Raw genomic sequence first — 13016 nt, 5'->3', positions numbered from 1 at the left:
CTGCTGGTCCGGGCCGGGTGCATCCGGCAGATTCCGCTGCATGCACCCGACCCGTTTGTCTTGGGTAAAGACTTAGCCGTGGAGCGGCTTGCCCGCGAGGGCGAGGTGGGCTTCGCCCAAAGCTTCGTTCTGGGTGGGGTGGGCGTGGACCAGCTGGGCCACGTCCTCCGGGTATGCTTCCCAGTTCACGATCAGCTGGGCTTCGCCGATCTGCTCGCCGATGCGGGAGCCGATCATGTGGATGCCAACTACGGGGCCATCCTTCTGGCGAACGAGCTTGACGATGCCACCGGTGCCGAGAATGGAGCTCTTGCCGTTACCGGCAAGGTTGTATTCCTGGGTCTGTACCTGGTCGTCGCCAAACTTTTCCTTGGCGGCCTTTTCGGTATAGCCGACCGTGGCGATTTCAGGCTCGCAGTACGTGACCTTGGGGATGTTGATGTCTTCGACGATGGCCGGGTTGAGGCCGGCGATTTCCTCGGCGACGAAGATACCCTGCTGGTAGCCGCGGTGCGCGAGCTGGACGCCCGGGACGATGTCGCCCACTGCGTAGATGTTGCCTACGCCGGTGTGGAGACGCTCGTTGGTGATGACGAAGCCACGGTCGATGGTGATACCGGCTTCTTCGTAGCCCAGGTTGGCAGTCACGGGGCCGCGGCCAACTGCGACGAGGAGGAGGTCGGCTTCGAACGTCTGGCCGTCAACCAAGGTGACCTTGACGCCGTCGTCGTTCTGCTCGACACCCTGGAAGAAGATGCCGGTGGTGAACTTGATGCCGCGCTTCTTGAACGCACGCTCAAGGTTCTTGACGATCGATGCGTCCTCGTTGGGAACCAAGGAGGGGAGGCCTTCGATGATGGTGACGTCCACGCCGAACGACTTCCAGACGGAAGCAAATTCGACGCCGATGACGCCGCCGCCAAGGACGATCGCGCTCTTGGGGATGTAGTCCATGGTCAGGGCCTGGTCGGAGGTGATGACCTTGCCGCCGATTTCCAGGCCGGGCAGGGAGCGCGAGTAGGAACCCGTAGCAAGGACAATGTTCTTGCCCGTGTAGGGGGTGCCGTTGACGACTACCGTGTTGTTGCCCTGAAGCTTGCCTTCACCCTCGATGACGGTGATGCCCTTGGACTTGATAAGTCCCTGAAGGCCCTTGAACTTACCGGCAATGATGCCGTCCTTGTAAGCGTTCACTGCCGGCATGTCGATGCTGTCGAGCGTGACGTTGACGCCGTACTTGGCGGAATCGCGTGCGTGGTCGGCCAGTTCGGCCGAGTGCAGGAGTGCCTTGGTGGGGATACAACCGTTGTGCAGGCAGGTTCCGCCGAGCTTTGCCTTTTCCACAAGGCCAACGGTGAACCCAAGCTGTACGGCCCGCAGGGCGGTGGCGTAGCCGCCGCTGCCGCCACCGAGTACCAGGATGTCGAATTCTTGCGCAGTTGCCTGATCGGCCACTAAAACGCTCCCTCGCGTGAATGATGACACGGGACTGGTGTCATCTGGTCTTTGGAACTTGTTCTGCCGTGATTATGCCAGCACCTAAGTTCTCTTGCATTTGTGACTATCGAGTTCACCTTAGCGAACCACCTACCCATGCTCCACCCTCTGCGGGCGTTTGTGGAGCGCTTGTGTCGAGACTCACGTTCACTTGTGACATAGCGCTACACGCCGCATAATTCCGGGGTTGTGCGGGCTCCTGCAGGGGTGTCCCGCGGGTGTCCGCACTACCCCGGAAGGGCGTGGGAGTGCCGCTTAGGCAGAAACTGCCAGGAGATCCTCGGCGTAGGCAACCAAGGTACGCACGGTGCATCCGGTTCCCTGCTTGGGGGTGTAGCCGTAGGGGCTCCCGTTATTGAAGGACGGACCCGCAATATCGACATGGGCCCAAGGGATCTGCTGGCCGTCGCCGTTCTTGCCGACGAATTCGCGCAGGAATACGGCGGCGGTCATCATGCCGCCGTTGCGCTCACCGATGTTGGCGAGGTCGGCCACCTGGGAGTCCAGGCTTGGACGCAGTTCCTCAGGCAGCGGCATCGGCCAGACCAGCTCGCCGGCCCTGTCTGCCGCGGATTTCAGGGCTGATGTGACTGAGTCGGAACCCATGACGCCAGCCGTGCGCAGTCCCAGCGCAATCAACTGCGCGCCGGTCAGCGTGGCGACGTCGATGATCACATCGGGCTTCTCGAGGCCTGCAGCGACAATACCGTCAGCCATCACCAGGCGGCCTTCGGCGTCCGTGTTCAGGACCTCCACTGTCTTGCCCCCGTAGACGGTCAGGACGTCCGCGGGCCGCTGTGCGGCTCCTGAAGGCATGTTCTCCGCGATGCAGAGCCATGCGGTTGCCTTGACGGGCAAACCCAGCGAAGCGATGGCCAGGACAGCGTTAAGTACGACGGCGGCACCGGCCATGTCGCTCTTCATGTCGCCCATGCCGAGGGCCGGCTTGATGGAAATACCGCCGGTGTCGAACGTGATGCCTTTGCCCACGAGTGCGATCTTCTTCGTGGCCTTTACCGGGGTGTATTCGACCTTGACCAAGCGGGGCTGGCGGGTGGAACCCTTGCCTACGCCGAGGATTCCGCCAAAGCCTTCCTTTTCCAGCCGTTTCTCATCCCATACGGTCACTTTGACCGGCAGGCCCTTGGCGAGTTCCTTGGCGGACTCTGCGAAGGACTCCGGGTAGAGGTGGCTTGGCGGCTGGTTGACCAGGGTGCGGGTGGAGTTCACGGCACGGGCCAAGACTGTTGCCCGGTCAAGCGCGGGTTGGGCTGCTTTGGGGTCGACATCCGAGAAAATCAGGGCTTTGGCCACAGGGGCCTTCAGCCCATCCTTGCTGGAACGGTGCTCCGTGTAGGAGTAGGCGCCCATGGCGGCACCTTCAGCAACGGCCGCGACGTCGGCGACTGTCGTCGTCGGGAACGCAAGAGTCACTGAGGAGACGCCGGCCAGTTGCCGGACCGCTGATCCAGCGGCGCGACGCAGGGCCTCTTCGGTGAGGCTGCCGGCGTCGGACAATTTACCCACGCCCGCCAGGACCAGAATGCCCGAGCCCGTCTCGGGCAGGCCTGGAAGCCGGTGTGCCTGATCTGGGGCGCCGGTGATCCCCAACAGCTTCAGGGAGCCAGCGACTGACTCGGCCGCTTTAGCGCTCAAGGGGTTCGTGAGCAGCACAGGCCCATCCGCGCCTTGCGCAACTCCAATCACAAGTGCGTCGCTGGGGGACTTTTTCAGGTCCTTGGCGATAATGCCCAGGATGATGTCAGTAGTCTTGACCACGAGGATGTTTCCTCACTTCTCTCTGCTTTTGCATGGCGGGGCCGCATGTTCGGCGGCCTGCCCCGGTACGTGCCCGACGTCCTCTTGCGACGGCGGCCTTGGTCTTCTGGGCCAGCTTCGCACGAGGATGCCGGCCCGTTTCGATCGTAGTCTCTCGAGCGCCGCGGACAGCAATTAAATGAGAGCTGCGGCACATCCGGGGCAGGAATGCCCGTTGGAGGTGCAGCGTTGTACGAATTAGTAGAATCCCGCAGCCAGGACTTTGTGCCCTCATGGTGCTCTTTGCCCGGCTGCCCGGGATCTTCCCTTACTTTGTCATTGCGAAAGGAACACGCCGTGTTTGAACGGATATCCGGCTCCCTCCTGGACCCCGAATCGCTATACGCACGTAATATCGAGACCTTCCACAGCCCGGAGTTGCGCGGGCTGGACATGGTGATGGGCTTCACGGGCTTTGCCGATGCGGGCCATGTTGTCCGGCAGATCAACGCGGAACTGTTGGAAGAACTTGATGCCGAGGTGGTGGCCATGTTCGATGCCGACCAACTCATTGACTACCGTTCTCGCAGGCCCCACATCAGCTTTGTCGAAGACCATCTGCAGGACTACCAGGCTCCCAAGCTCGGCCTGTACAAGTTGAACGATGGGCTGGGCCAACCGTTTCTGCTGTTGGCCGGGTTCGAACCGGACCTTCAGTGGGAACGTTTCTCGCGTGCCGTCGTCGGAATCGTGGAACATCTCGACGTGAACCTGGTGACGTGGATCCATTCCATCCCGATGCCCGTGCCGCACACGCGGCCCGTCGGAGTCACGGTGCATGGCAACCGGCCCGATCTCATCGAGGGCATTTCCAGCTGGAAGCCCACGGTGGATGTTCCCGCGGCTATTGGCCACATCCTCGAACTCCGGCTCACGGAAGCCGAACGCAATGTTGCTGGCTACGTCATCCACGTGCCCCACTACCTGTCAGAAGCTGAGTACCCTCCGGCAGCCGTAGCCGGCCTGGAGTACCTGGGGGCGGCCACATCGCTGATGCTGCCCACGGACCGACTCCGCGAAGCGGGTAGGGAAGTGGGCCGCCAGATAGCCGAGCAAATCGAGGCGTCGGAAGAAGTGCAGGCGGTGGTCACCAATCTGGAGACGCGCTACGACGAGAAATCCGAAGGCGTTGTCCGCCGCTCCCTGCTGGCAGATGAGAACGATGAACTGCCCAATGCAGAAGACCTTGGCGCCGCCGTTGAGGCCTATCTGGCGCGTAAAGACTCGCCTCAATAAATCATCTTTGATCCGGCGCGGGGCATAATTGGGGGGTGAATGCTCCCCGCGCCTGGCTGATCTGGACGATCGGCGTGCTCGCTTACCTGGTGGCCGTGGCGCAACGGACTTCATTTGGCGTGGCCGGTTTGGAAGCCACTGAACGCTTCCATGCGAGTGCGGCCGCCATCTCCTTTTTCACGGTGCTGCAGCTCTTGGTTTACGCGGGCCTGCAAATTCCGGTGGGCGTTTTGGTGGACAGGTTCGGCTCCCGCGCGATGATAGCCGGGGGCGCCGTGTTGATGGGGCTTGGTCAGCTACAGCTTGCTTTCGCGGACAGTGTTCCCGGGGGCGTGTTGGGCCGGGTGCTTGTTGGGGCCGGGGACGCGATGACCTTCATCTCTGTGATCCGGCTGGTTCCTTTATGGTTCGCCCCGGCCAAAGTGCCCTTGGTGACGCAGCTCACCGGAATGTGCGGCCAACTGGGACAACTCTTCAGCGTGGTTCCGTTTGCCCTGCTTCTCCACACCGCCGGCTGGACTCCGGCATTCCTGACGCTGGCGTCCATGTCCGTGGTGGCCGTGGTGTTGGTCCTGGCACTGCTGCGGGATGCGCCTCCAGGGCACCCGCCAAAGGAAACCGGCCAGGGCCTGAGGGCCACGGGTGTCTCGCTGTCACGTGCTTGGAAACAACCGGGAACCCGGCTGGGCTTATGGAGCCATTTCACAGTGCAGTTCAGCGGGAACCTCTTCGCGATGACCTGGGGCTACCCGTTCCTCCTGTCAGCGCAGGGCCTGGATGCCGGGACAGTCTCAGCCCTGATGGCACTGTTCGTGGCCACCGCCATCATTGCCGGCCCTGGCTTTGGCCGCTTTGTATCAAAGCATCCGATGCGACGGTCTGCGATGGTCCTCCTCATCACTTTGGCCACGGCATTGGCGTGGGCGGCTGTGCTCCTCCTCCCGGACCGCGCCCCGCTGTGGATGCTGGTGATCCTGGTGGTGGTGCTGGCTGTAGGCGGGCCCGGGTCCATGATCGGTTTCGATTTCGCCCGGACGTTCAATCCGTCGCACAGAATCGGGACAGCAACCGGCATCGTCAACGTGGGTGGCTTCATTGCGGCCCTTGTTGCGATCTATCTCATCGGCTTGGTTCTGGATCTCTTGAACGCCAGCGGTTTCTCCGGTGGCGATTTGTATGGACTTGCGCCTTTCCGCATAGCCCTCAGCGTGCAGTTCATCCTCCTCGGCCTCGGTACCGTACTTATCCTCGTGACCCGGCGCCAGGTCCGGCGGCAGATGGCTGCGCAGGGAATCCATGTTCCTCCCTTGGCGGCGACCCTCGCCAAGCAACGCCGCGACCGGATAGAGCGGCGCCGCTCTGCGCGTGCAGATGCCATCGAAGACCGGCGCGGCGGCCGTTAGCCTGCACGACACCACGTCCAGGGACTTTCTCCCGGTGCTTTTCCACATAGGCAGGATGGTCCCTGTTTGGCCCGGCCGCACCTACGCAGGCTGGAAGCATGACCACCAACGAAACACTCAGCATCCACCAACCCGAAGACATCCTTGGCTACATCCCGTACACGCTGGGCTATTGGCCGGAAGACAGCTTGGTCGCCATCACCATGCAGGGAAATGTTCTGGGCGCGACGCTTCGCGTTGATCTCCCGTCCCGAACAACGGCTCAGGCCCTGGCCTGCTTTGCCGTACAGATCCGCAGGTACCTGGAGGCGGATGAGGAGGCCGACGGCGTAGTGCTTGCGGTCTACACCGATGCCGGCTGGGAGGACGGCGATGTGGTCCACCGCATGATGCCCATGCTCAAAGCATTGCAAGAGGACTTGGAGCGGGTTGGCATGCCCATGCGGGATGCGTGGCTTGTCGGGACCGAGTACTGGCGCAGCGCTTACTGTTCGGATGAAGGGTGCTGTCCGCTGCCAGGACTTCCGGTGGCCCGCATTAAGGACAGCCGGTTGAGTGCTGAGTTGGTGTACCGGGGAAGCGCTCTTGGGCCGTCGCCAAAGGGCAAGCCCGGAATACCCAAGCTCACCAGGGCCGGAGCGCTTGATCCCCTGGTGCTTGAGGCGGAGTCCCGATACGGAGAGCGAATTCTCGGCATGTGGCGCAGTGAAGGCTGCCTGGAGGCCGTCCTTGCCGTCTGGAAGCATGTTCTGGACGTGGCCGGCCCAAACGGGCCGTTGCATCCTGGACCGGATGCTGAGCTCATGGGGTTCCTCAGGACAACCCTGAAGGTCCCTGCCTGGCGGGACGCAGTGGTGGTCATGGCGGCCGCCGGTATTGAATCGGCAAAATCCGGTGCACACGCCTTCGGACTGTTCACTGCTGATGACACCGATGCGACGGTGTTCGATCCCCGCGAACTGGGCGTGGCGACCCATGGAGTCGCCCCTCCAGTTCCAGGGCCTGAGGATTCCAACGCGCCGGGAAATGTGTTCACCTATGGAGACATCTTATTGGGGATGCAGCCGGACAAGCCGTCCTGGAACCATCTTGATCAACTGCAGCAGGTCCTCGCCGGGCTGTGCGTGGAAGGGGAATCAGGGGAGGTGGCGGCAGCGGCCTTCACCCTTCAGGGCTGGATTTCCTGGTGTAAGGGAAGCGGTTCCATGGCCCATGCCTCCCTTATCCAGGCGGAGGCTGCCCAACCGGGTTACCGCCTGGCCGGACTCCTCATGGAAGTCCTGGGCCGGGGCGCGGTCTGTCCCTGGGCCCGACAGCCCGGCTCTGCATGGCGGGGCTACAAGGACGCCAACGCATAGCCGTTCCGCAGTAATCAGGCGTGGGTTTCGCAAAACCGTGAGACAATGGATGCCGAGACCCGGTTGGGTCCGCGTTCGAATGCCTGCATTGGCCCGGAAACGGGAACAATACAGTGTCGTCGGGAGTTCTACATAGTGGCTCTGCAGACGGCGATCGCATTTGAAATTGATCGCGGACTTGACAGGGTCATAGTGGTGTTGCCCGTATGGTGATTCCACAGACCGCCGCTAGAAAGGTTTTCTGTGACCCCGTCTTCCGTCGAGAAGGAACCCGCCGCCCAGGCCGAATTGTCCGCTGAGGAAAAGAAGGCGGCCACAACGGCAAAGCGCGCAGCGACACGTGCTGCCAACAAGGCCTCAGAGGGCGACTCTGACAAGCCGGCACCCAAGAAGCGTGGACCCAAGCCCGGCGCGAAGGCCGCTGCTGAAGCCGCGAACACGTCCTCTGGCTCCGACGCCGAGGATGCCAATGCCGAGGACGAAGACTTTGATCCCGCAGCAGCGGAGGAAGTCGAAGTCGGTGAAGACGACGCCGAGGAAGGTGCCGCTGCCGCCAAGGATAAGCCGGCTCCTTCCGGATCGGGATTCGTCTACTCCGATGCCGACGACGACGACGCCCCGGTCCAGCAGGTCATGTCTGCGGGCGCCACGGCCGATCCCGTCAAGGACTACTTGAAGCAGATCGGTAAGGTTGCCCTGCTGAATGCCGAGCAGGAAGTCGACCTCGCGCTCCGTATTGAAGCCGGCCTCTTTGCAGAGGAAAAGATCAACGCTGATGACGGATCCATGGATCCCAAGCTCAAGCGTGAACTTGAATTCGTCATCCACGACGGTAAGCGTGCCAAGAACCACCTGCTCGAAGCCAACCTTCGCCTTGTGGTATCTCTGGCCAAGCGCTACACGGGCCGTGGCATGCTCTTCCTGGACCTGATCCAGGAAGGCAATCTGGGCCTTATCCGTGCGGTGGAGAAATTCGACTACACCAAGGGATTCAAGTTCTCCACGTATGCAACGTGGTGGATCCGCCAGGCCATTACCCGTGCCATGGCTGACCAGGCCCGTACCATCCGTATTCCGGTCCACATGGTGGAAGTCATCAACAAGCTGGCGCGTGTCCAGCGGCAGATGCTTCAGGACCTCGGCCGCGAACCAACGCCGGAAGAGCTGGCGTTGGAGCTGGACATGACGCCTGAGAAGGTTGTTGAGGTCCAGAAGTACGGCCGTGAGCCGATTTCCCTCCACACCCCGCTTGGCGAGGATGGGGACTCGGAGTTCGGCGATCTTATCGAGGACTCGGAAGCTGTTGTTCCCGCTGACGCAGTCAGCTTCACGCTGCTCCAGGAGCAGCTGCACTCCGTTCTGGACACGCTGTCCGAGCGCGAAGCTGGAGTTGTTGCGATGCGCTTCGGCCTGACCGATGGACAGCCGAAGACTTTAGACGAAATCGGCAAGGTCTACGGAGTGACGCGTGAGCGCATCCGCCAGATCGAATCCAAGACCATGTCCAAGCTGCGGCACCCGTCCCGCTCGCAGGTCCTCAGGGACTACCTGGACTAGAATTCCAGCATGTACATGCGGCCCAGTCGGACTTCCGGCTGGGCCGTTTTGTTGTGCCAGGTTCGCGCGCCGGGTAGGCCTGTTTAACGCGATGAGGCTCCTCCCGGTTGGGAGGAGCCTCATCACCTGCTCAAAGTGGTTTTCCGGACAGTGCCCGGATTGCCCTGCCTAGTCGGCGGGGACGGTAGCCTTCTCGTTGAGGCGCTCGGTCTCATCGTGCCAGTCGGAAGTCATGGGCCGAAGCGTGGCTTCAACTGCACGTGCGTGGTGGCCGCAGAAGAGCAGCTCACCGCCGGAGGACTCGAGTACAACGCGGACGTACGCCTGGGCTCCGCAACGATCACAGCGGTCAGCTGCGTTCAGCGTGCGGTCTGCAACTGCTGTTGTCATGTCGGCCTCCTTAGTAGTTCTGTACATCCATATAACCAGCATTCGATGCAGATCCATGGCAAGGATGGGTCACTTTCGCTGTCCGCGTATCACATGTGCGTAACGTAACCATGCAGGTTGCGCTCCTGCGGGAGTGGCAACCAGTGCCGGGCGGCCTTCGCGGCTAGCCTAGTATGGGCAGTGTTTGCCTTGAATTACCAGCAAGATCACGGCTGGGAAACACCCCTGAGATATACCCCGAAGGAGCACACCGCGAGTGGCACCGAGTTCTGAATACAACGCCCGGCACCTGTCTGTCCTTGAAGGCCTGGAAGCCGTCCGCAAGCGCCCGGGCATGTACATCGGCTCCACCGACTCCCGCGGCCTCATGCACTGCCTATGGGAAATTATCGATAATGCCGTTGATGAAGCCTTGGCGGGCTTCGGTCACGACATCAAGGTGATCCTGCATGCAGACAATTCCGTGGAAATCCATGACGACGGCCGTGGCATTCCCGTGGACGTTGAACCCAAAACGGGCCTCTCCGGCGTCGAAGTTGTCTTCACCAAGCTTCACGCCGGCGGCAAGTTCGGCGGCGGCTCCTATACGGCGTCGGGCGGCCTGCACGGCGTTGGCGCCTCAGTGGTGAACGCGCTCTCGAGCCGTCTGGATGTCCAGGTGGATCGCGGAAGCAAGACCTACCAAATGTCATTCCGTCGGGGTGAGCCCGGCCGGTTCGTGGATTCAGGGTCCAAGCCGGGACCTGAGGCAAAGTTTGAGCCGTTCGTTGAAAACTCGGTGCTTGACGTTGTGGGCAAGGCCAAGCGTGGTGTGACGGGAACCCGCGTTCGCTATTGGGCTGACCGGCAAATCTTCACGCCTGACGCGAAATTCTCGTACGACGACCTGGCGGCACGTGCCCGCCAGACCTCCTTCCTGGTGCCCGGGCTGAAGATCACGGTCCGTGACGAACGCAAGCTTGCTGGAACGCCGGGGGAGCACGGCGCGCATGAAGAAGTGTTCCACCACGACGGCGGCATCAGCGAGTTCGTTGAATTCCTGGCCGCCGACGCGGGAGTGACGGACGTTTGGCGTCTTCACGGCTCGGGAAAGTTCAAGGAAACCGTTCCGGTCCTGGACGAAAACGGGCACAGCAAGATCGCCGAAGTCGAACGCGACTGCGAGGTGGACATCGCCCTGCGTTGGGGTATTGGCTACGAAACCACCATGCGAAGCTTCGTCAACATCATCGCCACACCCAAGGGCGGCACCCACCAGTCCGGCTTTGAGGCCGCCCTGCTCAAGACGTTCCGTAAGGCCGTGGAGACGAATGCCCGCAAGCTGAAGGCCGGCAACGACAAAATCGAGAAGGACGACATCCTTGCAGGCCTGACGACCGTTCTGACAGTCCGTCTTGCGGAACCCCAGTTCGAGGGGCAGACCAAGGAGATCCTGGGCACGTCGGCGGTTCGTGCCATTGTGGCCAAGGTGGTTGAAAAGGAGATCACTGCACGCCTGAATTCGGCCAACCGCAACGACAAAGCCCAGTCCGCGCTCCTGCTGGAGAAGATGGTCAGCGAGATGAAATCGCGCATCTCGGCCCGTGTGCACAAGGAAACCCAGCGACGCAAGAACGCGTTGGAAACCTCCTCGATGCCCACTAAGCTAGCCGACTGCCGAACCGACGATGTTGCCCGCTCCGAGCTGTTCATCGTTGAGGGTGACTCCGCGCTGGGTACGGCCAAGCTTGCGCGCTCCTCCGACTTCCAGGCACTGCTTCCCATCCGTGGCAAGATCCTCAATGTCCAGAAGGCCTCCGTGGGAGACATGCTCTCCAACGCAGAGTGTGCCGCGCTCATTCAGGTGGTTGGTGCGGGTTCGGGACGCAGCTTCGATATTGACGCGGCAAGGTATGGCAAGGTCATCCTCATGACAGACGCCGACGTCGACGGCGCGCACATCCGTACTTTGCTGCTGACCCTGTTCTTCCGCTACATGCGGCCGATGGTTGAGGCTGGCCGCGTCTTTGCGGCTGTGCCGCCCCTGCATCGGGTGGAAGTGATCAACCCGGGCCAGAAGGCCAACGAGATGATTTACACCTACTCCGAGGCCGAGCTCCACGTCCTTCTTGCCAACCTTGCCAAGGAAGGCAAGCGTTACAAGGAGCCCATCCAGCGCTATAAGGGCCTAGGGGAAATGGATGCCCAGCAATTGGCTGAGACAACCATGGATCCGCGGCATCGGACCCTGCGGAAGGTGGGGATTGAAAGCGCGCAGCGGGCGGAGGAAGTCTTCGACCTTCTGATGGGTTCGGACGTGGCGCCCCGCAAGGAGTTCATCATCGCCGGTGCTGCCACCTTGGACCGGGAGCGTATCGACGCCTAATGCCGGGGCGGCTCGGGAGCGGCCTGACGGGGGTTGGGGCGGGTCCGGGAGGAGGGGCGGCAGACGCCGCCGCTCCGACCACCAACGCCAAAGCGCCGGGTCCCCAGGGCAGTCCCGCGGCAACGGCAACTCCGCCCACCAGAAGCGGGCCGCCGGCGTCGCCGAGTTCACGTCGCAGTTCGGCGGAGCCCATGGTCCTCCCGAGCCGTTCCGTTGGTGTTGAATCCGCCAGGCGGGCAAACGCAAGGGGTGTTGCCACGCCGATGCCCAAGCCGATGAGGACGGCGGCACAGTAGATCCACCCGGCTCCCGGCAGGATGCCGGCCGTCAGTGTTCCGACTGCAATGGCAAGCAGGCCGGGGAAGCAGCTTCCCGTGTGGCTCGCTGCGCGGTCACTTGGCTAGCCCAACAATCCCGGCACGATCAACAATGCCGTTGGTACTGCCAGCAGGAGCGCCGAAGCCGCCAGGACCAGCACGCGGAGGCCCTTGGTGAGTGGAGGCTGCGGCGAGAGTAGTCGGCTGACGCGTGACGCCGTCGTTCGTGGCGAGTCGGCACCGCCGGTGGCGCTGACTGTATTGCCTTCGACGACGGCACCCCCGGCGTTGAGCCCCGGGGCTCCGATGGCCGGCTGCGAGTTTCCGCTGGCGACGATCGCGATGGCCTTGATCAGTGTGCCCTTGCTTTCGGTGCGGAGCGCGACGTCATCGGCCAGCATCTCGATCAGCGAGTTCACGGCCGTCTGGGCCAGCCTCGTGGTGGGGAACCAGGGCAGGGCCTGCCGCCATGCGGCGAAAGCCCAGAGCAGGAGGTCGTGGCGCTGGGAAAGATGGGCGTTCTCATGAATGAGCACAGCCCTGAGTTCTGCGGGTTCGAGGGCGGCCATGAGGCCGTCGGACAATACCGTTACGGATCGGGCGCCTCCGGGCAGGCAGTAGGCCACGGGGGAGTCGTGGTTGATCACCACGGTCCCTGGGCCGTCGTCGGAGGGTGAGGCAAGCAGGGCAAGAAGTTCACGGTGCCGCCGCCGTTGGCGCTCAATTTTGTAGTAGGTCAGCAGCAGGGTGAAGACCAGATGCGCGGTGAGCAGGGCCGCCGCGGACAATGCGAACAGGTGCCAGAATCCCAGCGCCGTAGTGGGTTCGTTGTTGAAAACCATCCCGGCCAGGCTCTTGAGTCCTGCAATGAGGTTCTCGCCGATGGGTTCGAGGCCATAGACGAGCATGGCGCCAATCATGGACAAGCCACCGGCAAGGGCTATCGCCTGCCACAGGACCATGGCCGTGAAGGGGGATCGTGCCGGCCACTGCGCGCGCGAAAGCAAAACAGGTACCGGCCACGCCAGAATCAATGCCAGGACCGCAAGCAGGTATGAGGTCCAGAACATAGTGG

At 62.3% G+C, this 13016-nt stretch carries 9 protein-coding genes; 5 read left to right on the top strand and 4 right to left on the bottom strand.

What is annotated here, in order from left to right:
- Positions 1-72: 72 nt before the first annotated feature.
- Both lpdA and ACSSVG_RS00865 read right to left on the bottom strand, forming a co-directional pair.
- Positions 73-1455 (bottom strand): dihydrolipoyl dehydrogenase, encoded by a 1383-nt coding sequence (gene lpdA / locus ACSSVG_RS00870; protein WP_253467719.1) that lies wholly within the window; start codon positions 1453-1455, stop codon positions 73-75.
- Positions 1456-1752: 297 nt separating this feature from the next.
- Positions 1753-3276 (bottom strand): leucyl aminopeptidase, encoded by a 1524-nt coding sequence (locus ACSSVG_RS00865; protein ID WP_231338990.1) that lies wholly within the window; start codon positions 3274-3276, stop codon positions 1753-1755.
- Positions 3277-3612: 336 nt separating this feature from the next.
- Here ACSSVG_RS00865 and ACSSVG_RS00860 point away from each other — a divergent pair, with 336 nt between their 5' ends.
- The 4 genes from ACSSVG_RS00860 (at position 3613) to ACSSVG_RS00845 (ending at position 8869) form a co-directional block, all read left to right on the top strand.
- The gene (locus tag ACSSVG_RS00860) at positions 3613-4551 is read left to right on the top strand and encodes a proteasome assembly chaperone family protein (protein ID WP_231338989.1); all 939 of its coding nucleotides are present in this window, start codon (positions 3613-3615) and stop codon (positions 4549-4551) included.
- Between the two features lie 35 nt (positions 4552-4586).
- Entirely contained in the window at positions 4587-5954 is a 1368-nt protein-coding gene (locus ACSSVG_RS00855) for an MFS transporter (RefSeq protein ID WP_492416812.1), read from the top strand.
- A gap of 98 nt (positions 5955-6052) precedes the next feature.
- Positions 6053-7312 (top strand): DUF4192 domain-containing protein, encoded by a 1260-nt coding sequence (locus tag ACSSVG_RS00850; protein WP_492416810.1) that lies wholly within the window; start codon positions 6053-6055, stop codon positions 7310-7312.
- A 243-nt stretch (positions 7313-7555) separates the two neighbouring features.
- Positions 7556-8869, top strand: a complete 1314-nt coding sequence (locus tag ACSSVG_RS00845) for an RNA polymerase sigma factor (protein WP_231338986.1) — start codon at positions 7556-7558, stop codon at positions 8867-8869.
- A 168-nt stretch (positions 8870-9037) separates the two neighbouring features.
- On the opposite strand, the gene ACSSVG_RS00840 is transcribed toward ACSSVG_RS00845, so the two are convergent.
- Complete coding sequence (locus ACSSVG_RS00840; protein WP_231338985.1) at positions 9038-9259, bottom strand: DUF7455 domain-containing protein; 222 nt, start codon at positions 9257-9259, stop codon at positions 9038-9040.
- Positions 9260-9515: 256 nt separating this feature from the next.
- Here ACSSVG_RS00840 and ACSSVG_RS00835 point away from each other — a divergent pair, with 256 nt between their 5' ends.
- Positions 9516-11624 (top strand): DNA gyrase/topoisomerase IV subunit B, encoded by a 2109-nt coding sequence (locus ACSSVG_RS00835; RefSeq protein WP_231338984.1) that lies wholly within the window; start codon positions 9516-9518, stop codon positions 11622-11624.
- A 400-nt stretch (positions 11625-12024) separates the two neighbouring features.
- On the opposite strand, the gene ACSSVG_RS00830 is transcribed toward ACSSVG_RS00835, so the two are convergent.
- A complete protein-coding gene (locus tag ACSSVG_RS00830) occupies positions 12025-13011 on the bottom strand; it encodes a M56 family metallopeptidase (RefSeq protein WP_492416807.1) in 987 nt (328 codons plus the stop codon).
- Between the last annotated feature and the right edge of the window lie 5 nt (positions 13012-13016).

This window comes from Paenarthrobacter sp. E2MeOHC11 (assembly GCF_058744955.1).
Note: the sequence above shows the minus strand (reverse complement) of the source record. Positions and strands in the feature narration are given on the sequence as shown.